This window comes from Enterobacter sp. H2G27, assembly GCF_054403075.1.
The window spans coordinates 1,680,774-1,706,820 of sequence record NZ_JBSVSI010000001.1 but is presented as its reverse complement, the minus strand read 5'-3'; the positions used below and the strand labels follow the sequence as shown (position 1 = coordinate 1,706,820).

Below are 26,047 nucleotides of genomic sequence, written 5' to 3'. Positions count from 1 at the left end.
GCATGATTATCACCCTTATCCTCGCTACACAGAACTCATCTGCCCCCTTGATCTTTGCTATCGATCTACAATACTGTATATAAATACAGTAATCATTAACGGTGATCATCATGCGGTTCTTCGCGCCTACCGAGCTACGCCAGATAATGGCGTTTCCCATGTTCAATGACCTTGTTCCTTGCGGTTTTCCCAGTCCTGCGCAGGACTATGTTGAGCGTCGTATAGATCTGAATGAACTTATGGTCCAGCACCCAAGTGCGACCTATTTCGTCAAATCTAGCGGTGACTCAATGGTTGAAGCAGGAATTGGCGAAGGCGATTTACTGGTTGTAGACAGCTCCCGCAAGGCTAAACACGGCAACATTATCATTGCTACCGTCAACGGTGAGTTCACTGTTAAACGCCTGCAGTTGCATCCTATTGTTATGCTCAAGCCTGAAAATCCCGCTTACAAGCCCATACTGATCGGTAGCGAAGACAATCTAGAGGTTTTCGGCGTAGTAACCTATATCGTGAAATCTGCGAGCTGACCATGTTTGCACTGTGTGATGTGAACTCTTTTTATGCTTCCTGCGAAACCGTTTTTCGCCCGGACCTGAAGGGCCGACCCGTGGTTGTTTTGTCAAATAATGACGGTTGCGTTATTTCTCGTTCTGCCGAAGCAAAACCTTTTGTAAAAATGGGCGAGCCCTATTTTAAACAAAAGGATATCTTCAGACGGCACGGTGTGGTGTGCTTCAGCAGCAACTATGAACTCTACGCCGATATGTCAAACCGGGTGATGACCACGCTGGAAGAGATGTCTCCTCGCTGTGAAATATACTCAATTGACGAATTATTTTGTGACCTAACCGGTGTCAGGAACTGTCGCGATCTTTCCGAATTTGGGCGTGAAATCAGAGCTACAGTACTACAGCGTACGCATCTGACAATAGGAGTCGGTATTGCACAGACAAAAACCCTGGCCAAACTGGCAAACCATGCGGCAAAACGATGGCAGCGGCAGACTGGAGGCGTCGTTGATCTATCGAATGTGGATCGCCAGAGAAAACTGATGTCAGTCCTGCCGGTCGAAGAGGTCTGGGGGATCGGTCGACGAATTACCAAAAATCTTGAAGCTATGGGCATCAAAACGGTATTGCAACTGGCGGAAACCGATATTCGGTTCATCAGAAAGCATTTTAATGTTGTGCTGGAGAGAACGGTCCGCGAATTGCGGGGGGAACCGTGCCTTGAGCTGGAAGAATTTACACCGGTAAAGCAGGAGATCATCTGTTCTCGTTCGTTCGGTGGGCGCATCACCGGATACGAAGAGATGCGTCAGGCAATCTGTAGTTATGCGACCCGGGCCGCGGAGAAATTGCGTAATGAACACCAGCACTGCCGATTTATCTCAGCATTTGTTAAAACCTCCCCCTTCGCGCCTAACGAACCGTATTATGGTAATAGCGCTTCGGTAAAACTGCTCATACCGACCCGAGACAGCAGAGATATCATCGATGCGGCCATCCGCTGTCTGGATGTTATCTGGAAAAACGGGCATCGGTATCAGAAAGCGGGCGTCATGCTGGGTGATTTTTATAGCCAAGGTGTCGCCCAACTTAATCTGTTTGACGACAATACACCAAGGAAAAATAGCCAAAAGTTAATGGATGTATTAGATCATTTGAATGCTGAAAATGGCCGTGGAACGCTCTATTTCGCTGGACAAGGGATCCAGCAACAATGGCAGATGAAACGGGAAATGCTTTCACCTCGATACACAACACGATTTGCTGATCTCCCCACTGTTAAATGAATAGACTGAATCGCCCTTAACCCGCCCTACGGTTCTCCCCGATATGCGTTAACGGACTTAACAGCACAAGCCATATACAAGTAATAGCAAATCACTTATTTATGACTTATAAAAAAGAATTCACTACGACATAACTAAGCATTGACTTTAAAGTCAGATAAAAGCATATTTTACCTAACGAATTAACAAGACTTACTGGAGAATATTTTCAATGCCAGCCCGTGACTATCCAGACAAGCTTGTTGCACGCGGTCTGGCAAAGGAGGCCGATCTCAGGATGTTGAGCGCCCGCATCGATCCCGATCTGATGGAGTACATCAGAACCACCGCCTTTGAGACGCGTAAGAGCAAGCAGGAGATTGTGGCGGAAGCATTAGCGCTGCACAGGCAGAAAAGTCAGACAGGAGCCTAAGCGCGCAAAGCCGGAAGCATCCTTCAGGCTTTGCGCGTGTCACCTTTAATCCATCAGCGAATTCAGCGTTTCCAGTGCTTCAGGCGGCAGCTGCAGTTCCCCCGCCGCGAGGTTTTGCCGCAGATGCGCCACGGAAGAGGTGCCCGGGATCAGCAGAATATTCGGAGAACGCTGCAGCAGCCATGCCAGCGCAACCTGCATTGCCGTGACGCCCAGTGAATCCGCGACAGCCTTCAGCCCGGAAGATTGCAGCGGCGTAAAGCCTCCCAGTGGGAAGAACGGCACATACGCAATCCCCTGCTGCGCCAGCAGATCCACCAGCGCGTCGTCACCCCGGTTCACAATGTTGTACATGTTCTGCACGCACACCACCGGCACCATCTTCTGCGCTTCTGCAACCTGGGTGGCCGTGACGTTGCTCAGGCCAATATGCCGCACCAGCCCCTGCTGCTGTAATTCTGCCAGGGTGGAGAGCGGTTCAGCAATCGACCCTTCCGCAGGCCCGTGTGCGCTAAACATGATCCGCAGATTCACCACGTCCAGCACGTCCAGCTGCAGATTACGCAGGTTGTCATGCACCGCCTGCGTCAGTTCCTGCGCGGAAAAGGCCGGCAGCCAGGCGCCTTTGTCGTTGCGACGGGCGCCAATCTTGGTGACGATCGTCAGATCGTCCCGGTAAGGATGAAGCGCCTCGCGGATCAGCTGGTTGGTGATATGAGGACCATAAAAATCACTGGTATCAATATGGTTCACCCCCGCCGTCACCGCTTCGCGCAGCACGTCCAGCGCGGCCTGCTTATCCTTCGGTGGGCCAAAGACGCCCGGCCCGGCGAGCTGCATCGCACCGTAGCCCAGTCTTTTAACCGTCCGCGTCCCGAGCGCGTACGTCCCGCTTTTATCAATGCTGCTCATGTTGACCTTCCTCATAAAAATGATCCGGATTTACAACAGGTTCCTCACCGGAGCCCTTAGTTAAGCGCGAGTTAAATTAAAGTTTAAATTCTATACGACGATAGTATTGGTGTACCTCTGCATCCTTTCTAACGGACGACCGCTATGCTGAAAAATCTGCACGTGATTACCGGAATTATCTTTGCCCTCACCATATTCTGTCTGCTGCAAGTTGTCACGGGAGGGTTGTTCTACTCTGCCGTCAGCAACGATCGCCATAACTTCCAGAATTCCGGCGTGCTCAACGCCCAGCAGGAAAGCCTGAGCGACAGCGTGAACACGCTGGTGAAAACGCGCGTCACCGTCACCCGCGTGGCGATCCGCTACCTGAAAAACCAGCGTGACCCGGCTTCCCTTGCGGCGATCAATAAACTGCTGGGCACCGCAGGCGACTCGCTGGCAAAAGCCGAAGCCTATAACAAAGAGTGGCAGAAACTGCCGCAGGTTAAGGGCCAGGAGGCGGCATTGACCGACGAGATGCAGAAATCCTGGAACCAGATGCACGAAGTCATGCGTTTATCAATTGAGTATCTGCGCGCCGACAACTATCAGGCCTATGGCGATCTGGACGCCCAGCAGGCACAGGACGAGATGGAAGCGGTCTATAACCGCTGGCGCGCCGAAAACAATACCCTGCTGAAGGCGGCAACCGAAGAGAACCAGAGCAGCTTCACGCAGATGCAGTGGACGCTGGCGGCTATTCTGCTGGCCGTGATCGCGGTTCTGGTGGTCATCTGGCAGGGGTTACAGCACCTGCTGTTAAAACCACTCCACTCCATTATGAACCATATTCGCGCCATTGCAGGGGGCGACCTGACGCAGGAGATCGCTATCTCGGGTCGCAATGAGATGGGTCAGCTGGCCGCCGGCCTGCATGAGATGCAGCAGTCGCTGGTGACCACCGTCAGCGCCGTACGGGGAAGTACGGATTCCATCTACACCGGCGCAGGTGAAATTGCCGCAGGGAGCAACGATCTTTCCGCTCGCACCGAACAGCAGGCCGCCTCGCTCGAAGAGACCGCTGCCAGCATGGAAGAGCTGACCGCGACGGTTAAGCAGAACTCCGATAACGCCCGTCAGGCCACGCTGCTGGCGAAAAATGCCTCTGAAACGGCCGCGCGCGGCGGTCACGTCGTGGATAACGTGGTTCGCACCATGAACGAAATCGCCGACAGTTCGCAGCAAATTGCGCATATTACCGGCGTGATCGACAGCATCGCGTTCCAGACCAACATTCTGGCGCTAAACGCCGCGGTGGAAGCGGCACGCGCCGGGGAACAGGGCCGTGGTTTTGCGGTCGTTGCAGGTGAAGTCCGTACCCTGGCGAGCCGCAGCGCGCAGGCGGCGAAAGAGATCAAAGGGCTTATCGAGAACTCCGTCAGCCGGGTGAATACCGGTTCTGAGCAGGTCAGCGAGGCGGGCTCCACCATGAAGGAAATTGTCGCCGCCGTCACCCGCGTGACCGATATTATGGGCGAGATTTCCTCTGCCTCTGACGAGCAGAGCCGCGGCATTGAGCAGGTGAGCCTGGCCGTTTCGCAGATGGACAGCGTGACGCAGCAAAACGCCGCGCTGGTGCAGGAATCCGCCACAGCGGCGGCGGCGCTGGAAGATCAGTCCGAGCAGCTGCGCCAGGCGGTGGCCGCGTTTCGTCTGAACGGCAAAGAAAAAGCGGTAGCCCCGCGCCCGGCCAGCGTGAAAACGCCCCAGCTGTTGCGCCCGGCAACCGCAAACGCCTCCACCGACAGCAACTGGGAAACCTTCTGAGTTTCAGGCGGGCGAGAATATCGCCCGCTAGCGGCTGCGCTTGGCGTGCCGCTCCCAGTTCTCCTGTTTTGCTTCACCGGATTTACGCAGTGAAACGTAACATGCCCCGCTGCCGCCGTGATGCGGCAGCGCCACGCAAAAGGCCTGTACTTCCTCAAATTCGGTTAACCAGCGCGCCAGATAGCTGCGCACCACATTGGGATGCGAGTTTTGCTCGCGCCCTTTCCCGTGAATGATAATCAGATTGCGTAACCCGTCTCGTCCGGCCTGGCGAATAAAAGAATAGAGCATCTGACGGCAGCGTTCGGCAGGCTGACGCAGGAGGTTTAAGCTGGCCTGGCGGGCATATTTACCCGAGCGCAGCTTATCAATAACGCCCTGCTGTACCCCTTCGCGCTGGAACGCCAGCGGTTCTTCCAGGGGAAGCAGGTCAAGAAAATCCAGCGTAAGGAAGTTATCCAGCTGTTCGCTATCCACCTCCTGGCGCGTCCGCGTATTGCGGCTGGGCTGCCAGTGAATATCCGGGCCACGCTTCAGCGGCTGGACATCTTCCATGGCGTCAAGAAAAAAGGATTTGTCGTCAGGGTTCATGGATATCCTCCGGCTACAACTGAGGACGGTACTATACCTGCGCCCGAGACAGGCCTCAATCACCGTTACAGGCCGCCGCGCGCCATAAATATTAACCTGATGAATATATATAGTATTTATAAAATGGATTTAAATCGGACTTAACTAAAATTTCAGCAAGGATGAAATAAGTGATTTGTGTTAAATTTTCGTAAAATCAAACACTCAATATCCTTTCATTTTGCGGAAAAGGTGTTATACCTAAATATACCTGCTTCATGGATATAATACTCAGGATTGGCGAAAGGACGCACTGCTGTGTGTACTGGAGGATCTGTCTGATGTCGGGCAGATCCTGTTTTTTTATTATCTCACTTTCACGCCACGATTATTTTCCTCGCTTCCCTCCTGAATTGCGTAATTAACGATTCAGCCAGAGGCGTCTGACGTGAATCGCGGCGTTGAATTAAATAATATGCTGCTTTGGGAAGCGATTCGACAACCGGCAGCATGACCAGGCGGTGCGCCAGAAGCGGGTCACAGCCTAATTCCTGCGGCAATATGCTTAAGAAATCACTTTGCGCGACCAGGCTAATACAGGATGAAAATGTTTCGCAGACCACACCAATTCGCGGTATTTGCGAGCGATGGCTAAATACCTCTTCTAACTGCTTATAATAACTTCCCCGCGGCGTCGGCATTGTCCAGTTATAATGCAGAAGTTCATTAATCGACGTTGCCCCCGTTGCCGGATGCCCTTCGCGACAAAATACCGCAAACGGCTTCTCGAAGAGTTTTTCAAACGTAAATTCCTGGTCGTAAGGTCCCTGATAATAGGTGTTGATGGTGAAGTCCAGCTCGCCCTGGCGTAATTCATTGATCATCGACACCAGCTGCCCTTCCATTATCCGCACCTTGACCTGCGGATGCTGCGCATGGAAGCGTGTGATAACGGCGGGCATAAGCGTGCGCGAAACGCTGGCCCCCATTCCGATGTTGATCTGCCCGGCCAGCTCACCCTGCCGCTGACGGATGTCATCCTGCGCGGCACGCAGCTCTTCCAGAATCAACCGGGCGCGCTGGTAAAAGCCCTCACCGCATTCGGTCAACGCGACGCCCTTACTCCTGCGCACGAAAAGCTGCGCCGCCATGCCCTCCTCCAGCTCTTTGATGGATTTGGTCAGCGCCGGTTGCGAAAGATTCAGCGTCCTGCTGGCACCGCGAATGCTGCCCTGACGCGCAACCTCAACAAACGCCCGGATTTGATGAAATTTAATCTGGAATGTCATAGCCCGACCGATAACCGTTGTTTATCAGAGTAAAGAAACTGTCATCTACTTTAATGGAAAGGGATGTGCGAGGGTAATTCCTGAATGGTTAAAACTGTGAAAAATCGGTTAGTGATAAGTAAAAACTATCACGGCGTGAAGCAGTTCACATATTTTAATGATGACAGGAACAGATATGGACACACTGGCGCAGTACATCCAGACGTTAACGCCGCAGCTGAGCGCGTGGCGTCGCGATTTTCACCATTTTGCGGAATCCGGCTGGGTAGAGTTTCGTACCGCCGCGAAAGTCGCGGAAATACTGGACTCGCTGGGTTACGCACTGGCGATGGGCCGCGACGTGGTCGATGCCGAAAGCCGGATGGGGTTACCCGATGACACAACCCTGGCGCGAGAGTTTGCCCGCGCGCGGGCGCAGGGCGCGCCTGAGAAATGGCTGGCGCCGTTTGAAGGCGGGTTCACCGGCATTGTCGCCACCCTGAATACCGGCCGCCCGGGCTCAACCCTGGCATTTCGCGTCGACATGGACGCCCTTGATTTAAGCGAAGCGCTTGACGACAGCCATCGCCCGTTCCGCGACGGGTTTGCCTCCTGCAATCCGGGCATGATGCACGCCTGCGCGCACGACGGCCACACCACGATTGGTCTGGGACTGGCACAGGTGCTTAAGCAGAATGAAGCCCGGCTCAACGGCACCATCAAGCTGATCTTCCAGCCTGCCGAAGAAGGAACGCGCGGCGCGCGCGCCATGGTTGCCGCCGGGGCGCTGGATGACGTGGACTATTTCACGGCTATCCATATTGGCACCGGCGTACCTGCCGGGACGGTAATCTGCGGCAGCGATAACTTTATGGCCACCACCAAGTTCGACGTGAGCTTCACCGGCGTGGCCGCGCACGCGGGCGGTAAGCCGGAGGACGGTCGTAACGCCCTGCTCGCCGCCGCGCAGGCCGCCCTCGCCCTGCACAGCATCGCCCCGCACAGCGACGGCGCATCCCGGGTGAACGTCGGGGTGATGCAGGCGGGCAGCGGGCGCAACGTGGTCCCCGCGAATGCGCTGATTAAGGTTGAAACCCGCGGCGAAAGCGAAGCGATTAATCAGTACGTCTTTGAACGCGCGAAGGCGGTGATTACCGGCGCGGCGGCGCTCTACGGCGTGAGCGCGGAGATGCGCCTGATGGGGGCAGCCACCTCCAGCGCGCCGACGCCGGCCTGGGTTGATTATCTGCGCGAACAGGCGAGCCGGGTTTCCGGGGTTGTTCACGCCATCGATAAGGTGAAGGCGCCAGCGGGCTCCGAAGACGCCACGCTGATGATGGCCCGCGTGCAGCAGAACGGCGGCATGGCGTCCTATATGGTGTTTGGCACGGATTTGAGCGCCGGGCATCACAACGAAAAATTCGACTTCGATGAGCAGGTGATGCCTGTCGCCATCGAAACGCTGGCGCGAACTGCGCTTAATTTCCCGTGGACGCGAGGTGTGTAATGCAGGAGAACTACGCTTTTATTGCCGATGCAATCGACACGCGATGTCGGACGTTAACCGATATTGCCGACGCGATCTGGGATCGTCCCGAAACCCGCTTTGAAGAGTTCTGGTCCGCCGAACGGCTGGCCAGCGAGCTGGAAGCAGAAGGCTTCACGCTGACCCGCGAGGCAGGCGGTATTCCAAATGCCTTTATCGCCAGCTTCGGCAGCGGAAAACCGGTTATCGCCCTGCTGGGCGAGTACGACGCGCTGGCCGGGTTAAGCCAGCAGGCACACTGCGCGACCGCGCAAACCGCCACGCCGGGGGCTAACGGCCACGGCTGCGGACATAACCTCTTAGGCACCGCGGCGCTTGCGGGCGCGGTGGCGGTGAAAAGCTGGCTGGAGCAGCACGGCGGCAGCGGAACGGTGCGTTTCTACGGCTGTCCCGGTGAGGAAGGCGGCTCCGGGAAAACCTTTATGGTGCGCGAAGGGCTATTTGATGACGTCGATGCCGCCGTCACCTGGCACCCGGAAGCCTTTGCCGGGATGTTTAACGTCAGCACGCTGGCGAATATTCAGGCCGCCTGGCGCTTTCACGGCGTGGCGGCGCATGCGGCCAACTCTCCTCACCTGGGACGCAGCGCGCTGGACGCCGTGACGCTGATGACCACCGGCACCAACTTCCTTAACGAACACATCATCGAGAAAGCGCGCGTCCATTACGCCATTACCGACACCGGCGGGATTTCGCCCAACGTGGTGCAGGCGCAGGCCGAGGTACTGTACCTGATCCGCGCCCCTGAGATGGCGGATGCGCAGCAGATCTACGAGCGCATCGAGAAAATTGCCCAGGGCGCGGCAATGATGACCGAAACCACCGTCGAGTGCCGCTTTGATAAAGCCTGCTCCAGCTACCTGCCGAACCGCACGCTCGAGGCGGCGATGTATCGCGCCCTGCAGCACTACGGCACGCCGCAGTGGACCGACGAAGAGCGAGAGTTTGCCCGCGAGATCCGCGCCACGCTGACGCCCAACGATCTGCAAAACAGCCTGAAAAATATTGCCGCCACGGGTGGCGACGCGGGTAAAGCCTTTGCCCGTCGTCATCAGGCGACGCTGCTGGTGGATGAAGTCGCGCCTTACGCCGTCACCGACAACGTGCTGGCGGGTTCAACCGACGTGGGCGACGTCAGCTGGAAAATGCCGGTCGCCCAGTGCTTCAGCCCCTGCTTTACCGTCGGCACGCCGCTGCACACCTGGCAGCTGGTGTCTCAGGGGCGAACCTCTATTGCCCACAAAGGCATGCTGCTGGCCGGAAAAGTGATGGGCGCAACCGCGCTCAACCTGCTGCAGGACGCATCGCTGCTGAAAGAATGCCGTGAAGAGTTTGAACAGCAAATACAGGAAAAACCGTACGCGTGTCCGATCCCACAGGGCGTGACACCGTCACCTTTAAAATAAAAAAACACAACACAACAACACAACACTCCCGAGGAACGCCCATGAGTATGTCATCCATACCTTCGCATTCCCCATCCGGTAAGCTCTATGGCTGGGTTGAAAGGATCGGCAATAAAGTGCCGCACCCTTTCCTGCTGTTTATCTATCTGATTGTGATTTTGATGGTCGCCACCGCCGTGCTCTCCGCCTTTGACGTGAGCGTGCGCAGCCCGGCCGACGGCAGCCTGGTGGCGGTAAAAAACCTGCTCAGCGTTGACGGGCTGCACTGGTTTTTACCCAACGTGATTAAAAACTTCAGCGGCTTCGCCCCGCTCGGCGCCATTCTGGCGCTGGTGCTGGGCGCCGGGCTGGCTGAACGCGTGGGCTTGCTGCCTGCATTAATGGTGAAGATGGCTTCTCACGTCAGCGCGCGTTACGCCAGCTATATGGTGCTGTTTATCGCCTTCTTCAGCCATATCTCCTCCGACGCCGCGCTGGTGATCATGCCGCCGATGGGGGCGCTGATCTTCCTCGCCGTCGGGCGCCACCCCGTGGCGGGCCTACTGTCGGCGATTGCGGGGGTGGGCTGTGGATTTACCGCCAACCTGCTGATCGTCACCACCGACGTGCTGCTCTCGGGCATCAGTACGGAGGCGGCGAAAACCATTGATGCGGCCATGCACGTCAGCGTGATCGACAACTGGTACTTTATGGCAAGCTCGGTCATTGTCCTGACGATTGTCGGCGGGCTGATTACCGATAAGATCGTCGAGCCACGCCTGGGCAAATGGGAAGGCCGTAGCGATGAAAAGCTGGAGACGCTGAGCGAAACGCAGCGCTTTGGCCTGCGCGTGGCGGGGATTGTCTCGCTGGCCTTTATCGCCGCGGTGGCGCTGATGGTGGTGCCGGAAAACGGCATACTGCGCGATCCGGTTAAACATACGGTCCTGCCTTCGCCGTTTATCCAGGGCATCGTGCCGCTGATTATTCTGTTTTTCTTTGTCGTCTCGCTCGCCTACGGTATCGCCACCGGTAAAATCCGCCGCCAGGGCGATCTGCCGCAGCTGATGATCGAGCCGATGAAAGAGATGGCGGGCTTTATCGTGATGGTGTTCCCGCTGGCGCAGTTTGTGGCGATGTTTAACTGGAGCAACATGGGCAAGTTTATGGCCGTGGGCCTGACCGACGCGCTGGAAGCGGCAGGGCTAAGCGGCGTACCGGCGTTTGTCGGCCTGGCGCTGCTGTCATCCCTGCTGTGCATGTTTATCGCCAGCGGCTCCGCCATCTGGTCGATTCTGGCCCCGATCTTCGTGCCGATGTTTATGATGCTGGGTTTTCACCCGGCGTTTGCCCAGATCCTGTTCCGTATCGCGGACTCCTCGGTGATACCGCTGGCACCGGTTTCGCCGTTTGTTCCGCTGTTTTTAGGCTTCCTCCAGCGCTATAAACCCGAGGCCAAACTGGGTACCTACTATTCGCTGGTTTTACCCTACCCGCTTATCTTTTTAGGGGTATGGCTGGTGATGCTGGTGGCGTGGTATCTTGTCGGCCTGCCGATTGGGCCGGGAATATACCCGAGGCTAAACTAAAGGAATGAGGATGCTGAGATTACTCGAAGATAAGATTGCGACGCCGCTTGGGCCGCTGTGGGTGATCGCGGACGAGCAGTTTTGCCTGCGCGCCGTTGAGTGGGAAGAGCACAGCGACCGCATGGAAGAGCTGCTCAATATTCATTACCGCCTGCAGGGTTATGAACGTATCAGCGCCACCAACCCGGGTGGGCTGAGCGACAAGCTTGCGGCGTACTTCGAAGGCGATCTCAGCATCATTGATACTCTGCCGACCGCCACGGCTGGCACGCCTTTTCAGCGCGAAGTGTGGCAGGCGCTGCGGTCGATTCCGTGCGGGCAGGTCATGCATTACGGCCAGCTCGCGGAGCAGTTAGGTCGCGCAGGCGCTGCACGCGCGGTGGGTGCCGCTAACGGCTCTAACCCGGTCAGCATAGTGGTGCCCTGCCATCGCGTCATTGGCCGCAACGGTACCATGACAGGCTATGCCGGTGGCGTGCAGCGAAAAGAGTGGTTGCTGCGTCACGAAGGGTATCTCTTGCTCTAGTTCCCAGGCTTTTTGTGCTTAATTTTCTACCGGTTAGGCTAAAAATCCATAATCAAGCTGTGGAATTTCAAGAAGATGGCGACGCATTGTCGTCTCTTGTCCTTATTGAGGATTTGTCAGGCTTACGTACTTACCAAAAAGATGTTAAAATTGACCAATATCAATTAAGGCTTGAGCAAACCTATGATCCCGGAAAAGCGAATTATACGACGCATTCAGTCTGGCGGTTGTGCTATCCATTGCCAGGATTGCAGCATCAGCCAGCTCTGTATCCCGTTTACCCTGAATGAGCATGAACTCGATCAGCTTGATAATATTATCGAGCGTAAGAAGCCTATTCAGAAAGGGCAGACTCTGTTTAAAGCGGGAGACGAACTGAAATCGCTCTATGCTATCCGTTCTGGCACCATCAAGAGCTACACCATCACCGAACAGGGCGATGAGCAGATCACCGGCTTCCATCTGGCGGGTGACCTGGTAGGCTTTGATGCCATCGGTACGGGCCACCACCCGAGCTTTGCTCAGGCACTCGAAACCTCGATGGTTTGCGAAATTCCGTTTGAAACCCTGGACGATCTGTCCGGCAAGATGCCTAACCTGCGTCAGCAGATGATGCGTCTGATGAGCGGTGAGATCAAAGGCGATCAGGACATGATCCTGCTGCTTTCTAAAAAGAATGCCGAAGAGCGCCTGGCCGCGTTTATCTACAACCTCTCCCGCCGCTTCGCCGAGCGTGGCTTCTCGCCGCGTGAATTCCGTCTGACGATGACGCGTGGCGATATCGGCAACTACCTGGGTCTGACCGTGGAAACCATCAGCCGTCTGCTGGGTCGTTTCCAGAAAAGCGGGATGCTGGCCGTTAAGGGTAAATACATCACTATCGAAAACGGTGAAGCGCTGGCCGTTCTTGCCGGGCACGCCCGTAACGTGGCGTAACACTCCGCATATTGATGACCAGACTGATAAATTCTTGTGATTTATTGGTCTGGTGTAATCACTTCCGTTTCAAGATATTTTCACCGTAGTACGTCCCCACACAGCGCCCGAAAGGTTCTCGTTGAGGTTATGAATTGAGAGAAAGTTTGTTTTTCGTTTCAGTCGTGATTGCCTCAGTGACCTTTATCTTCATCTGGATCATGCTTGTCGGCCCAATGAAGGGGGAAGAAAAAACCTACGTCCAGGACTCCACGACCTTTGCGATAGCAGTGATGGTGCTGCTGTTTATTGCGTTTATCGCGGTGACGACGACGGTACTTTTCCTCTGATAAATTTTCATGAAATATTGATCTGGCAAAACCTCCCCTCTGTTTCATTCAGGATATATAGGTTACTCTTTTAATTACAGACTGTGGTGACAGTAGTAAGGAGACCTGTATGGCCAAGTATCAAAACATGCTGGTAGCTATCGATCCGAACCAGGACGATCAGCCGGCATTACGACGTGCTGTGTATTTACATCAACGGATTGGTGGCAAAATCAAAGCGTTTTTGCCGATCTATGACTTCTCGTATGAGATGACCACCCTTCTGTCGCCTGACGAGCGCACCGCTATGCGCCAGGGCGTCATCAGCCAGCGTACCGCGTGGATCCGAGAACAGGCGAAGTATTACCTGGAAGCGGGTGTTCCCATTGATATTAAAGTGGTCTGGCACAACCGACCTTTCGAAGCCATCATCCAGGAAGTTGTCGCCGGTGGGCACGATCTGCTGCTGAAGATGGCGCACCAGCACGACAAGCTGGAATCCGTGATCTTCACCCCGACCGACTGGCACCTGCTGCGCAAATGCCCTTGCCCGGTCTGGATGGTTAAAGACCAGCCGTGGCCTGAAGGCGGGAAAGCCGTTGTGGCGGTAAACCTCGCTAGCGAAGAGGATTACCACAACTCCCTGAACGAGAAGCTGGTGAAGGAGACCATCCAGCTTGCCGACCAGGTCAATCATACTGAAGTGCACCTGGTAGGTGCCTATCCGGTCACCCCTATTAACATTGCCATTGAGCTACCTGAATTTGACCCGAGCGTGTACAACGACGCGATCCGTGGTCAGCATCTGCTGGCCATGAAAGCGCTGCGCCAGAAATTCAGCATTGATGAGAAAATGACCCACGTGGAAAAAGGGTTGCCTGAAGAGGTGATCCCGGACCTGGCGGAACACCTGCAGGCGGGGATTGTGGTGCTGGGTACTATCGGCCGGACCGGTATTTCTGCCGCCTTCCTCGGCAATACCGCTGAACAGGTGATCGACCATCTGCGCTGCGACCTGCTGGTCATTAAGCCGGATGAGTACCAGACGCCGGTTGAGCTGGACGATCCGGAAGACGATTAACACCTGCGCCGCCCGACAATAAAAAAACCGCCAAATTCGGCGGTTTTTTCGTTTCAGCGTAACTTACAGCGCTTTCAGAATCGCATCCACGCTGGCTTTAGCATCGCCAAACAGCATGTGGGTATTCTCTTTGAAGAACAGCGGGTTCTGCACCCCGGCATAACCGGTATTCATAGAACGTTTGAAGACGATTACGTTCTGCGCCTTCCACACTTCCAGAACCGGCATACCGGCGATTGGGCTACCCGGATCGTCCTGTGCAGCAGGGTTAACGGTATCGTTGGCACCAATGACCAGCACGGTGTCGGTGTCGGCGAAATCATCGTTGATCTCATCCATTTCCAGCACGATGTCGTAAGGTACTTTCGCTTCCGCCAGCAGCACGTTCATGTGGCCCGGCAGACGCCCTGCCACCGGGTGAATACCAAAGCGAACCTTGATGCCCCGCGCGCGCAGCTTCTCGGTGATTTCCGCAACCGGATACTGCGCCTGCGCCACCGCCATGCCGTAGCCGGGGGTGATGATCACAGAATGCGAGTTTTTCAGCATGTCTGCGGTATCTTCCGCAGAAATTTCACGGTGCTCACCCACTTCTTCATCAGCACTGGAAGAAGTGCCATCTGTCCCGAAACCACCGGCGATTACGCTAATGAACGAACGGTTCATCGCCTTACACATGATATAAGACAGGATCGCACCGGAAGAACCCACCAGCGCACCGGTGACGATCAGCAGGTCGTTGCTCAGCATAAAGCCTGCCGCCGCTGCCGCCCAACCGGAGTAGGAGTTCAGCATCGAGACAACTACCGGCATATCCGCACCACCGATGGATGCCACCAGGTGCCAGCCGAATGCCAGCGCGATGATGGTCATTACCAGCAACGCCAGCACCTGCAGACCGACGCTTTCGGTACGCACGAAGACCACCAGCAGAACAAATGACACCACCAGCGCCGCCAGGTTCAGCTTATGACGGTTTGGCAGCATCAGCGGTTTAGAGGAGATCTTTCCGCGCAGTTTACCAAACGCGACAATGGAGCCCGTGAAGGTCACCGCACCGATGAAGATGCCCAGGAACACTTCAGTCAGGTGGATGTTGACCAGAATCGGTTCCAGACCCGGTTCGTGATACAGGTAGCTGTTGAAGCCCACCAGCACCGCGGCCAGACCCACAAAGCTGTGCAGAATGGCAACCAGCTCCGGCATCTCGGTCATTTCAACGCGTTTTGCCAGACGAATACCAATCGCGCCGCCGATGATCATCGCCACCAGGATCCACGCTACGTTGCCGGTATCCGGCCCGAAGATGGTGGCAATCAGCGCAATCGCCATCCCGGCGATACCAAAGTTATTCCCCTGCTGAGACGTTTCGTGTTTGGAAAGCCCCGCCAGACTGAAAATAAACAGGATTGCAGCAACAATGTATGCGGCTGTCACTAATCCTCCAGACATATGCTACCCCTTAGCCTTTACGAAACATTTTCAGCATGCGCTGAGTCACGGTGAAACCACCGAAAATATTGATACTGGCGATCAGCACCGCGATAAAGCTCAGGAAGCTGATCCAGCCGCCGTGACCAATCTGCAGTAACGCCCCCACCACGATGATCCCGGAGATAGCGTTGGTTACCGACATCAGCGGCGTGTGCAGCGCATGGGAGACATTCCACACCACGTAGTAGCCTACGACGCAGGAGAGCGCGAAGACGGTAAAATGGCCGAGGAACTCTTTTGGCGCGACGTCAGCCAGCCAGCCGAACAGAATAATTACCAGCGCCATGATCGCGTATTTACGCCACGGTGAAGCCGGTTTAGCAGGTTCTTTTGGCTCAGGCGCCGCTTTTGGTGCCGCCTGAGGCTGAGCAGAAACCTGAATAGGCGGCGCAGGCCAGGTAATTTCACCTTCACGGACCACGGTCACACCGCGCACCACCACATCGTCGAAATCAACGGTGACGTTGCCGTCTTTCTCTTTGCAGAGCAGCTTAAGCAGGTTGACGAGGTTGGTTCCGTACAGCTGAGAAGACTGCGTTGGCAGACGGCCCGGCAGATCGGTATAGCCGATCACCTTCACGCCGTTAGCGGTCGTGGTCACCTGATTCGGTACGGTATATTCACAGTTACCGCCGTTTTGGGCGGCCAGGTCGACAATCACGCTGCCCGGCTTCATGGAATCAACCATCTCACGGGTAATCAGCTTCGGCGCAGGTTTACCCGGGATAAGCGCGGTGGTGACAATAATGTCGACATCTTTCGCCTGAGCGGCGAAGAGTTCCATTTCGGCTTTGATAAAGGCTTCGGACATCACCTTCGCGTAACCATCGCCGCTGCCGGCTTCTTCCTTGAAATCCAGCTCAAGGAATTCGGCGCCCATACTCTGGACCTGTTCCTTTACTTCAGGACGGGTGTCAAAGGCGCGTACGATAGCGCCCAGGCTATTTGCCGCACCGATTGCAGCAAGGCCCGCCACGCCCGCGCCAATCACCATGACTTTCGCCGGAGGGACTTTACCCGCGGCGGTGATTTGACCGGTAAAGAAGCGACCAAATTCGTGGGCTGCTTCAACAATGGCGCGGTAGCCAGCAATGTTTGCCATGGAGCTTAAGGCATCCAGCGACTGCGCGCGCGAAATGCGCGGCACGGAGTCCATCGCCATTACGGTCACGCCACGGGCCGCCAGCTTCTCCATTAGCTCCGGGTTTTGCGCAGGCCAGATGAAGCTCACCAGGGTTGTCCCCGGATTCAGCAGCGCAATCTCACCCTCTTCCGGTGCGTTGACCTTCAGAATCACCTGCGACTGCCAGACGTCAGCACCGTCGACCACTTCCGCGCCAGCCTGGATAAAGGCCTCGTCATCGAAACTCGCCAGTTTGCCCGCGCCGCTTTCAACCGCGACCGTAAAACCCAGCTTAAGCAGTTGCTCCACCGTTTTCGGTGTTGCCGCTACGCGGGTTTCATTGGCTAACCGTTCTTTTGGTACCCCAATACGCATAGTTTTCCCTTCCATCGGTTCTTGATGATGGTTTATCGATAAATGCCCGCGGTTTGTATCAATTTTCACCATCGCGCCAGCGACGAGATATGATTAACCCCGGAAAATAAAACAGTAACAAACTGTCTATAACCTACTGAAAATAGCGCCCGTGATCTACCGCCAGAAAACACTATTTCTTACTTTATCTGTGAAAAATAAGCGATCGGCGTCACTGACAGTGATATTTACCTTAAATTCATCGCCGGAACCGATAAATCGCGCAAGCGAAGCGGTAAAAACATGATATAGCGCCGTAAGAGAACAACTTATTAACATTAAATTAACTTGTAAAAGTCATATGCTTTATCAGTTTTACTTGTCAAACGCGTGTTTTTTCAACATATCACTAAATGTTATCGAATAAGGTGATTCAGTGAGCACAGGCAGTGAAAAATGGCGCAGACAGCGACGGGTTTTAAATGCAATAATCGGGACCGTCTTAAATTAACAACAATACCAGTACATGGTTTGCGCAAGGCGAAGGATCATTTTTATGAAGCTTAAGAACACACTCCTGGCGTCCGCACTTCTTTCCGCGACCGCCCTGTCTGCGAATGCCGCAACAGAGTTAACGCCGGAGCAAGCGGCAGCGTTAAAACCTTTTGACCATACGGTCATTGTGGGTCGTTATAATTCTATTGGCGACGCCGTCGCCGCTGCATCAAAAGCTGCTGATAAAAACGGGGCGGCCTCGTTTTATGTCGTTGACCAGTCCGATTACGGCAACAGCGGTAACCTGCGCGTGACCATCGCGCTATTCAAAGACAATGCGCCAAAAGCTGACGCACCGAAAAACCGCGTGATCAACGGTGTTGTTGAACTGCCGAAAGATCAGGCGATTGAGCTGGAACCCTACGACACCGTCACTGTTCAGGGCTTTTACCGCAGCCAGCCTGAAGTGAACGATGCCATCACCAAAGCCGCGAAAGAGAAAGGAGCTTATTCTTTCTACATCGTGCGTCAGGTCGATGCTAACCAGGGTGGCAACCAGCGCATTACCGCGTTCATCTATAAAAAAGATGCGAAAAAACGTGTTCTGCAAAGCCCGGATGCCATCCCGGCGAATTCAGAAGCGGGTCGCGCGGCGATAGCGAAAGGTGGCGAAGCCGCGAAGAAAGTTGAAATTCCAGGCGTCGCAACGACGGCGGCCCCAAGCGCTGAAGTGGGTCGTTTCTTTGAAACGCAGTCCACGAAAGGTGGCCGTTACTCCGTTACGCTGCCGGACGGTACCAAAATTGAAGAGTTGAACAACGCCACTGCAGCGCAGATGGTGCCGTTCGACAGCATCAAATTTACCGGCAACTACGGCAACATGACGGAAGTCTCTTACCAGGTCGCGAAGCGTGCGGCGAAGAAAGGGGCGAAGTACTACCACATCACCCGCCAGTGGCAGGAACGTGGTAACAACGTGACCATCAGCGCCGATCTGTACAAGTAACAAAAGTCGTTTACGAAAGGCGGCGCAATGCCGCCTTTTTTGTTACTTTTTTTGAATTTCTGCCTCACGTCATTGCATGCTTTCGTTACACTCCGTAAAATCCCGCGCCTTAGTGTGATCCACCATTTTTATGCGCCTGAGCGAAATAATTATTCTGGATTTTGACCTTTCATAACAGGAAGCCAATGGAAAAGAAACTTGGCCTGAGTGCTCTGACTGCACTCGTTTTAAGCTCAATGCTGGGTGCGGGCGTATTCAGTTTGCCGCAAAATATGGCGGCAGTCGCGAGCCCTTCTGCGCTCATCATTGGCTGGGGCATTACGGGTGTCGGAATATTGCTGCTGGCCTTCGCTATGCTGCTGCTCACCCGCATTCGCCCGGATCTGGACGGCGGCATTTTCACCTATGCGCGTGAAGGTTTCGGCGAGCTGATTGGCTTCTGTTCCGCGTGGGGATACTGGCTGTGTGCCGTTATCGCCAACGTCTCCTATCTGGTAATCGTCTTCTCGGCGCTCAGTTTCTTTACCGATACGCCTGAGCTGCGCCTCTTTGGCGACGGAAATACCTGGCAGTCTATTGTGGGCGCCTCGGTGTTATTGTGGTTCGTCCACTGGCTGGTGTTACGTGGCGTACAAACGGCCGCCAGCATCAACCTGGTAGCGACGCTCGCGAAGCTGGTTCCGCTCGGCCTGTTTATCGTTCTGGCCTTCATTGCGTTCCGTATGGACGTGTTTAAGCTTGATTTCAGCGGTGTTGCGCTGGGCGTCCCCGTCTGGGAGCAGGTGAAAAACACGATGCTGATTACCCTGTGGGTGTTCATCGGTGTAGAAGGCGCGGTCGTGGTTTCTGCCCGAGCCCGAAATAAACGCGATGTGGGCCGCGCCACGCTGCTGGCCGTACTCGCTGCGCTCGGGGTCTATCTGCTGGTAACGCTGCTGTCGCTGGGCGTGGTGGCGCGTCCTGAACTGGCTGAAATGCGTAACCCGTCAATGGCAGGGCTGATGGTGAAAATGCTCGGCCCCTGGGGCGACGTGGTGATTGCGGCTGGCCTTATCATCTCCGTCTGCGGCGCGTACCTGAGCTGGACCATCATGGCGGCTGAAGTTCCTTTCCTGGCCGCGACGCACAAAGCGTTTCCACGCCTTTTCGCCCGTCAAAACCAAAACAGCGCGCCGTCGGCATCGCTCTGGCTGACCAACATCAGCGTTCAGGTCTGTCTGGTGCTGATCTGGCTCACAGGTTCAGACTATAACACCTTGCTGACCATCGCCTCGGAGATGATTCTGGTACCCTATTTCTTAGTGGGTGCGTATCTGTTAAAAATTGCCACACGCCCGGCGCATTATGTTGTGGGTGTCGGAGCCTGTATTTACGGCCTTTGGTTGTTGTATGCTTCCGGTCCTATGCATCTGCTACTGTCGGTGGTGCTGTACGCACCGGGTCTGCTGGTGTTTATCTATGCCCGCCGCACGCATCAGTTGGAGAACGCGCTGAAACGCCGTGAGATGGCATTGATTGGACTGTTACTGGTTGCTGCCCTACCGGCAACCTGGATGTTAATGGGATAGCATCGCCTTTCCCATTGTTGAACTGTAAAGGAGAATACGATGGGAAATGCACCGCTTCGCCCAATACTGATTACCGGTGGAGGCCGCCGTATCGGCCTCGCCCTCGCCCATCACTTTCTCAACCTTCGCCATCCGGTCATTGTCAGCTACCGTACGGAATACCCGTCGATTGAAGGGTTACGCAAAGCGGGGGCGGTCTGCATTCAGGCTGATTTTTCAACCGATGAAGGCATTCTGGCTTTCGCGGAAACGGTAAAAGCCACCACGACGGGGCTGCGCGCCGTGATCCATAACGCCAGCGCATGGCGTGCCGAAAAACCCGGTACGTCACTTAGCGAAACGCTCTCCTCCATGCTGCAGATCCACGTCAATGCCCCTTATCTGCTTAACCACGCTCTGCAGGACCTGCTGCGCGGCCACGGGCACGCTGCGGGCGACATCATTCACTTCACCGATTATGTAGTGGAGCGTGGCAGCGACAAGCACATCGCCTACGCGGCCAGTAAAGCCGCGCTGGATAACATGACCCGCTCGTTTGCCCGCAAGCTCGCCCCCGAGGTGAAGGTGAATGCCATCGCCCCGGCGATGATTTTGTTTAACGAAAACGATGATGCAGAGTATCGCCAGCAGGCGCTGAATAAGTCGCTCATGAAAATCGCCCCCGGCGAGAAAGAGGTCATCGACCTCGTGGATTACCTGCTCACCAGCTGCTACGTCACCGGCAGAACCTTTGCCGTGGACGGTGGCCGTCCGCTGCGCTAGTGAAAGCGAATAACAGCCAGAATTACGGAACCGGCGTTAATTTTGAAAGATTAATGGAAGGTTAAGGTTTCGCGGTGTATGTTGGCTTTTTTCACGAAAACAGACGCTGTATGAATAAGATTGTTTATGTTGAAGACGAACCCGAAGTCGGGCAGCTGATCGCCGCCTATCTGGGTAAACATGATATGGACGTCATTGTTGAACCTCGCGGCGATCGTGCCGAAGAGGTGGTCGTCCGTGAAAACCCGGATCTGGTGCTGCTGGATATCATGTTGCCAGGCAAAGACGGCATGACGCTCTGCCGTGACCTGCGCGCCCGGTGGGAGGGCCCTATTGTCCTGCTCACCTCACTGGACAGCGATATGAACCACATTTTGTCGCTGGAGATGGGCGCAAATGACTACATTCTGAAAACCACACCGCCTGCCGTCCTGCTTGCCCGCCTGCGCCTGCATTTGCGCCAGCACGCCAGCATCGAACGCGAAGCGCCCGCGCCTTCTCTGACGCCGCACAAAGCGATGCGCTTCGGTACGCTGTCTATCGACCCTATTAACCGCCAGGTGCTGCTCTCCGGCGAGCTTATCGCCCTCTCCACCGCAGACTTTGACCTGCTGTGGGAGCTGGCAACGCACGCCGGGCAAATCATGGACCGCGACGCGCTGCTGAAAAACCTGCGTGGCGTGAGCTATGACGGAATGGACCGCAGCGTTGACGTGGCGATTTCGCGTCTGCGCAAAAAGCTGCAGGATAACGCTACCGAGCCCTACCGCATTAAAACCGTGCGTAACAAGGGTTATCTGTTTGCCCCGCACGCCTGGGAAACCTGACTCCGTTATCCGGTTAGCATAACCTGCGCGAAATGAAGGGATTAAACACCGATGCCCTCTCTTTCGCGCGTTTATTTATCCGTTTGCGCAACAATTGACTTGCTAAGCACGCGAACTATTCCATAATTAAGTCTCCCACTCTCCTTTCTTCAGCTCGCCCCGACTGCATGTAGACTCGCTTTCACCGCGAAGCGTTACGATATCTCTCCCATACAATCTTGAAATGAGGATTTAAGCCTATGGCATATGTATAGCTACAATCAGGTAGAAGCCATCAAAACCAATCTCGAGTGGATTGTTAATCAGGCAGCTTTAAGGCGCGCCTCTCCCTCGCGCTCCGATCAAAAAGCGCTTTTTGACCTGCTGGAACTTATCCAGTATTTCGAAATACTCCTGGATTTAATTAACGAATTCGGTACCGATGTGATTGATACGCACATTGCAGAAGGCCTGGCCGTGACGGAAAAACTCATCGCCAAGGTAAAAAACAGCGCGAAAGCCATGTAACACGCGCGACAGACGTGAAAAACGCGAAGGGTTTTCATGTATATTCTGCACATAGCGTTTTTTCGGTGAGACCCAATGAAAAAGCTGTTTGTGCAGTTTTATCTTTTACTGTTTGTCTGCTTCCTGGTCATGACCATGCTGGTCGGGCTGGTCTATAAATTCACCGCCGAACGTGCGGGCAGGCAGTCGCTGGACGATCTGATGAAAAGCTCGCTCTACCTGATGCGCAGCGAGCTCAGAGAGATCCCCCCACACGACTGGGCGAAAACCCTCAAAGAGCTGGACCTGAATCTGTCGTTCGATTTACGCATCGAGCCGTTGAAAGATTTCGATCTGGATCCGCCCGCTATGCAGCGTCTGCGCGACGGGGACATCGTCGCGCTGGATGAGAAATACACCTTTATCCAGCGCATACCGCGCAGCCATTACGTGCTGGCCGTCGGGCCGGTGCCCTATCTCTACTATCTCCACCAGATGCGTCTGCTGGACATGGCGCTGATGGCCTTTATCGCCATTTCGCTCGCTTTTCCGGTTTTTATCTGGATGCGCCCCCACTGGCAGGACATGCTGAAACTGGAATCCGCCGCGCAGCGTTTTGGCGAAGGGCATTTCACCGAACGTATTCACTTCGACAGCGGTTCCAGCTTTGAACGCCTTGGCGTGGCCTTTAACCAGATGGCCGATAACATTAATGCCCTGATCGCCAGTAAAAAGCAGCTGATCGACGGGATTGCACATGAGCTGCGCACGCCGCTGGTGCGCCTGCGCTATCGTCTGGAGATGAGCGAGAATCTGACGGAAGCGGAGTCTCAGGCTCTGAACCGCGATATTGGCCAGCTCGAAGCGCTGATTGAGGAGCTGCTGACCTATGCGCGCCTCGATCGCCCGCAAAACGAACTGAACCTCAGCACGCCGGATCTGCCCGCGTGGCTGCAAACCCATATTGACGATGTTCAGAGCGTAAACCCGCAGCGCACGCTGTTGACGCGCGTCACGCCGGGTGATTACGGCGCGCTTGATATGCGCCTGATGGAGCGCGTGCTGGACAACCTGATGAACAACGCCATGCGCTACAGCGAAAGTACGCTGCAGATTGGGCTGGATTTGCAGGGAAACCAGGCCAGCCTGACGGTAGAGGATGACGGACCGGGGATTGCCCCGGAGGCACGCGAAACCGTGTTTGAACCGTTTGTCCGCCTCGATCCCAGCCGCGATCGCGCCACCGGAGGATGTGGCCTGGGGCTGGCCATTGTCTACTCTATCGCCCAGGCCATGGGCGGTACGGTGCATTGCGAGGAGAGCGAGCTCGGCGGCGCGCACTTCTGCTTTAGCTGGCCGGTGTACCATAACATCGCCCTTCCCGTCCCTGCCTGACCTCAACCGCACGCTGGCCTGACCCGGCGTGCTGTGCTATATGATAAGTATGTTGTAACTAACGAGAGTGCTTATGGCGACCTACGATCTCCTCGAACGGCTGAACAGCACGTTTCGGGAAATAGAACACGAGCTCCTGACCCTGACCGAACGTTTGCAGAACTGCCGCCTGCTGGCCGCGCGCGTCTTTACCCTGCCCGAGGTGGCTAAAGGGGCCGAGCACGACCCGCTGGACACCATCGAGGTTGAACAGCACATCGGCAGCGCCGCCCTTGAGCTGGCGCTGAAGCACTATCGCCGACTGTTTATCCAGCAGCAGTCAGAAAACCGCAGCAGTAAGGCCGCCGTGCGTCTGCCCGGTGTGATCTGCCTGCAAACCGATGCGACAACGCGTGACGCGCTGGAAAGCCAGATTACCCATATCAACACCCTGAAAGCGGCCTTTGAAAAGATCGTTACCGAAGAGTCCGGCCTCGCCCCTGCCGCCCGGTTTGAATGGGTGCACCGTCAGCTTCCGGGGCTGATTACCCTGAACGCCTATCGCACGCTGACGGTACTGCGTCACCCCGCCACGCTGCGCTTCGGCTGGGCGAATAAGCACATCATTAAAAACTTCACCCGGGATGAGATTCTGGCGCAGCTGGAAAAAAGCCTGAAGACGCCGCGCACCGTCGCACCGTGGTCGCGCGAGCAGTGGATTGAGCGCCTGGAGCAGGAGTACCACAGCATCGCCTCGCTTCCGGCGGACGCGCGCCTCAAGATAAAGCGCCCGGTGAAGGTGCAGCCTATCGCCCGCGTCTGGTATTCCGGCCAGCAAAAACAGGTTCAGCATGCCTGCCCTACGCCGCTGATTGCGCTCTATGATGCCGACCAGGGAGCTATCGTGCCGGATATTGGTGAGTTGCTGAATTACGATGCTGAAAATGTCCAGCACCGTTACCGACCTCAGGCGCAGCCGCTGCAGCTGATTATTCCGCGGCTGCACCTGTACGTGGCGGGATGACTATTTCAGGCTGCCGACCATCGCCTCAGGGCGCACCCAGGCATCGAAATCCTCCTCCGTGAGATAGCCCAGCGCCAGGGCGGAGGCTTTCAGCGTCAGCCCCTCTTTGTGCGCTTTTTTAGCGATCTCGGCGGCTTTGTCGTAGCCAATATGGGTATTGAGCGCGGTCACCAGCATCAGCGATTCGTTCAACAGCTGGCTGATGCGCTCGCGGTTTGGCTCGATCCCCACCGCACAGTGTTCATTAAAGCTCTCCATGCCGTCCGCCAGCAGACGAATCGATTGCAGAACGTTGTGGATCACCATCGGGCGATAGACGTTCAGCTCGAAGTTGCCTGATGCACCGCCCAGGTTAACGGCCACGTCGTTGCCCAATACCTGGCAGCAGAGCATGGTCATGGCTTCGCACTGGGTCGGGTTGACTTTACCCGGCATGATGGAGCTGCCCGGCTCGTTTTCCGGAATGCTGATTTCACCGATGCCGCAGCGCGGGCCCGAGGCCAGCCAGCGCACGTCGTTGGCGATTTTCATCAGCGAGGCCGCCAGCCCTTTCAGCGCGCCGTGGGTGTGGACCAGCGCATCGCAGGTCGCCAGCGCCTCGAACTTGTTGGGCGCCGTGACGAACGGCTGCCCGGTGATGTTTGCCAGCTCCTCCGCCACGCGCACCGCATACTCCGGATGGGTGTTCAACCCGGTCCCAACCGCCGTCCCGCCGAGCGCCAGCCCCGCCAGATGCGGCAGGCTGTTCTCAATATGCTTCAGGTTGTGTTCCAGCATCGCCACCCAGCCGGAAATCTCCTGGCCGAGCGTCAGCGGCGTGGCGTCCTGCAGGTGCGTACGGCCAATTTTGACGATGTCGCGGAAGGCCTGCGCCTTCTCGTTGAGCGTAGACTTCAGGACGTTGAGCTGCGGGATAAGCTGCTCGCGGATAGCAATCACCGCCGCCACGTGCATGGCCGTCGGGAAGACGTCGTTAGAACTCTGGCTTTTGTTGACGTCATCGTTCGGGTGAACCTTGCGCTCCATGCCGCGCACGCCGCCCAGCAGTTCGCTTGCCCGGTTCGCCAGCACTTCGTTCATGTTCATATTGCTCTGGGTGCCGGAACCGGTCTGCCAGATAGCGAGGGGAAATTCATCGGGATGCTTGCCCGCCAGCACTTCGTCGGCGGCGTTGATGATGGCGGTCGCTTTGTCTGCCGTCAGCAGGCCTAAATCCTGGTTCACTTTCGCGGCTGCACGTTTGGTGAGCGCCAGCGCCTGAATCAGCGAGACGGGCATTTTTTCAGTCGAGATACGGAAATGCTCCAGCGAACGCTGGGTTTGCGCGCCCCATAGCTTGTCGGCCGGGACGTCGATGGCGCCCATCGAGTCTTTCTCATGGCGTACCGTGGTCATTA

General features: G+C 55.7%; 24 protein-coding genes. 18 read left to right on the top strand and 6 right to left on the bottom strand.

Annotated features, from left to right (window positions below; translation table 11 throughout):
- Nucleotides 1–110: 110 nt before the first annotated feature.
- From ACW9E7_RS08125 to ACW9E7_RS08115, 3 genes are all read left to right on the top strand, one after another.
- Nucleotides 111–530: a translesion error-prone DNA polymerase V autoproteolytic subunit gene (locus ACW9E7_RS08125; RefSeq protein ID WP_458727538.1), complete on the top strand. Its 420-nt coding sequence runs from the start codon at nucleotides 111–113 to the stop codon at nucleotides 528–530.
- A 2-nt stretch (nucleotides 531–532) separates the two neighbouring features.
- Nucleotides 533–1,798, top strand: a complete 1,266-nt coding sequence (locus ACW9E7_RS08120) for a Y-family DNA polymerase (RefSeq protein WP_458727537.1) — start codon at nucleotides 533–535, stop codon at nucleotides 1,796–1,798.
- A gap of 211 nt (nucleotides 1,799–2,009) precedes the next feature.
- Nucleotides 2,010–2,210 (top strand): hypothetical protein, encoded by a 201-nt coding sequence (locus ACW9E7_RS08115; RefSeq protein WP_458727536.1) that lies wholly within the window; start codon nucleotides 2,010–2,012, stop codon nucleotides 2,208–2,210.
- Between the two features lie 45 nt (nucleotides 2,211–2,255).
- Here the strand turns inward: ACW9E7_RS08115 and ACW9E7_RS08110 are convergent, their stop codons facing one another.
- Nucleotides 2,256–3,122, bottom strand: a complete 867-nt coding sequence (locus tag ACW9E7_RS08110; RefSeq protein ID WP_458727535.1) for an aldo/keto reductase family oxidoreductase — start codon at nucleotides 3,120–3,122, stop codon at nucleotides 2,256–2,258.
- Nucleotides 3,123–3,266: 144 nt separating this feature from the next.
- Here ACW9E7_RS08110 and tcp point away from each other — a divergent pair, with 144 nt between their 5' ends.
- Entirely contained in the window at nucleotides 3,267–4,928 is a 1,662-nt protein-coding gene (tcp, locus tag ACW9E7_RS08105) for a methyl-accepting chemotaxis citrate transducer (protein WP_115874892.1), read from the top strand.
- Nucleotides 4,929–4,955: 27 nt separating this feature from the next.
- On the opposite strand, the gene smrA is transcribed toward tcp, so the two are convergent.
- Entirely contained in the window at nucleotides 4,956–5,519 is a 564-nt protein-coding gene (gene smrA / locus ACW9E7_RS08100; protein ID WP_133294270.1) for a DNA endonuclease SmrA, read from the bottom strand.
- Nucleotides 5,520–5,875: 356 nt separating this feature from the next.
- Nucleotides 5,876–6,787 (bottom strand): LysR family transcriptional regulator, encoded by a 912-nt coding sequence (locus tag ACW9E7_RS08095; protein WP_111965698.1) that lies wholly within the window; start codon nucleotides 6,785–6,787, stop codon nucleotides 5,876–5,878.
- 175 nt (nucleotides 6,788–6,962) lie between these two features.
- Here ACW9E7_RS08095 and ACW9E7_RS08090 point away from each other — a divergent pair, with 175 nt between their 5' ends.
- The 7 genes from ACW9E7_RS08090 to uspE all read left to right on the top strand — a co-directional run bounded on the left by ACW9E7_RS08090 (nucleotide 6,963) and on the right by uspE (nucleotide 14,137).
- Nucleotides 6,963–8,273, top strand: a complete 1,311-nt coding sequence (locus ACW9E7_RS08090; RefSeq protein ID WP_458727534.1) for a M20 family metallo-hydrolase — start codon at nucleotides 6,963–6,965, stop codon at nucleotides 8,271–8,273.
- The gene (locus tag ACW9E7_RS08085; RefSeq protein WP_458727533.1) at nucleotides 8,273–9,718 is read left to right on the top strand and encodes a M20 family metallopeptidase; all 1,446 of its coding nucleotides are present in this window, start codon (nucleotides 8,273–8,275) and stop codon (nucleotides 9,716–9,718) included. Before ACW9E7_RS08090 ends, ACW9E7_RS08085 begins: the two co-directional genes overlap by 1 nt.
- 41 nt (nucleotides 9,719–9,759) lie before the next feature.
- Complete coding sequence (gene abgT, locus ACW9E7_RS08080; protein WP_458727532.1) at nucleotides 9,760–11,286, top strand: p-aminobenzoyl-glutamate transporter; 1,527 nt, start codon at nucleotides 9,760–9,762, stop codon at nucleotides 11,284–11,286.
- A 10-nt stretch (nucleotides 11,287–11,296) separates the two neighbouring features.
- On the top strand, nucleotides 11,297–11,812 hold the full coding sequence (gene ogt, locus ACW9E7_RS08075) for a methylated-DNA--[protein]-cysteine S-methyltransferase (protein WP_115874888.1): 516 nt from the start codon (nucleotides 11,297–11,299) through the stop codon (nucleotides 11,810–11,812).
- 183 nt (nucleotides 11,813–11,995) lie between these two features.
- Entirely contained in the window at nucleotides 11,996–12,748 is a 753-nt protein-coding gene (gene fnr, locus ACW9E7_RS08070) for a fumarate/nitrate reduction transcriptional regulator Fnr (protein ID WP_006174991.1), read from the top strand.
- 146 nt (nucleotides 12,749–12,894) lie between these two features.
- Nucleotides 12,895–13,077: a hypothetical protein gene (locus ACW9E7_RS08065; protein ID WP_014883604.1), complete on the top strand. Its 183-nt coding sequence runs from the start codon at nucleotides 12,895–12,897 to the stop codon at nucleotides 13,075–13,077.
- A gap of 109 nt (nucleotides 13,078–13,186) precedes the next feature.
- Entirely contained in the window at nucleotides 13,187–14,137 is a 951-nt protein-coding gene (uspE, locus tag ACW9E7_RS08060) for a universal stress protein UspE (RefSeq protein ID WP_032640084.1), read from the top strand.
- A gap of 63 nt (nucleotides 14,138–14,200) precedes the next feature.
- Here uspE and pntB read toward each other — a convergent pair whose 3' ends face one another.
- Together pntB and pntA are read right to left on the bottom strand one after the other, a co-directional pair.
- Nucleotides 14,201–15,589, bottom strand: a complete 1,389-nt coding sequence (gene pntB / locus ACW9E7_RS08055) for a Re/Si-specific NAD(P)(+) transhydrogenase subunit beta (protein ID WP_458727531.1) — start codon at nucleotides 15,587–15,589, stop codon at nucleotides 14,201–14,203.
- 10 nt (nucleotides 15,590–15,599) lie between these two features.
- Nucleotides 15,600–17,129 (bottom strand): Re/Si-specific NAD(P)(+) transhydrogenase subunit alpha, encoded by a 1,530-nt coding sequence (pntA, locus tag ACW9E7_RS08050; RefSeq protein ID WP_115874887.1) that lies wholly within the window; start codon nucleotides 17,127–17,129, stop codon nucleotides 15,600–15,602.
- A gap of 535 nt (nucleotides 17,130–17,664) precedes the next feature.
- On the opposite strand from pntA, the gene ydgH reads away from it, so the two are divergent.
- From ydgH to tus, 7 genes are all read left to right on the top strand, one after another.
- Nucleotides 17,665–18,609 carry a DUF1471 family protein YdgH gene (ydgH, locus tag ACW9E7_RS08045; RefSeq protein ID WP_111965689.1) on the top strand — a complete coding sequence of 315 codons (945 nt, stop codon included), beginning with the start codon at nucleotides 17,665–17,667 and terminating at the stop codon, nucleotides 18,607–18,609.
- A gap of 185 nt (nucleotides 18,610–18,794) precedes the next feature.
- On the top strand, nucleotides 18,795–20,177 hold the full coding sequence (locus ACW9E7_RS08040; protein WP_115874886.1) for an amino acid permease: 1,383 nt from the start codon (nucleotides 18,795–18,797) through the stop codon (nucleotides 20,175–20,177).
- A gap of 39 nt (nucleotides 20,178–20,216) precedes the next feature.
- Nucleotides 20,217–20,939 (top strand): dihydromonapterin reductase, encoded by a 723-nt coding sequence (folM, locus tag ACW9E7_RS08035; RefSeq protein WP_111965687.1) that lies wholly within the window; start codon nucleotides 20,217–20,219, stop codon nucleotides 20,937–20,939.
- Nucleotides 20,940–21,049: 110 nt separating this feature from the next.
- A complete protein-coding gene (gene rstA, locus ACW9E7_RS08030) occupies nucleotides 21,050–21,766 on the top strand; it encodes a two-component system response regulator RstA (protein WP_021241154.1) in 717 nt (238 codons plus the stop codon).
- 246 nt (nucleotides 21,767–22,012) lie between these two features.
- Nucleotides 22,013–22,273, top strand: coding sequence for a hypothetical protein (locus tag ACW9E7_RS08025; protein WP_045401321.1), 261 nt, complete (start codon nucleotides 22,013–22,015; stop codon nucleotides 22,271–22,273).
- Between the two features lie 75 nt (nucleotides 22,274–22,348).
- Entirely contained in the window at nucleotides 22,349–23,647 is a 1,299-nt protein-coding gene (gene rstB / locus ACW9E7_RS08020) for a two-component system sensor histidine kinase RstB (protein WP_458727530.1), read from the top strand.
- A gap of 73 nt (nucleotides 23,648–23,720) precedes the next feature.
- The gene (tus, locus tag ACW9E7_RS08015) at nucleotides 23,721–24,650 is read left to right on the top strand and encodes a DNA replication terminus site-binding protein (RefSeq protein ID WP_059446677.1); all 930 of its coding nucleotides are present in this window, start codon (nucleotides 23,721–23,723) and stop codon (nucleotides 24,648–24,650) included.
- On the opposite strand, the gene fumC is transcribed toward tus, so the two are convergent.
- Nucleotides 24,651–26,045 carry a class II fumarate hydratase gene (gene fumC / locus ACW9E7_RS08010; protein WP_458727529.1) on the bottom strand — a complete coding sequence of 465 codons (1,395 nt, stop codon included), beginning with the start codon at nucleotides 26,043–26,045 and terminating at the stop codon, nucleotides 24,651–24,653.
- Nucleotides 26,046–26,047 lie beyond the last annotated feature (2 nt).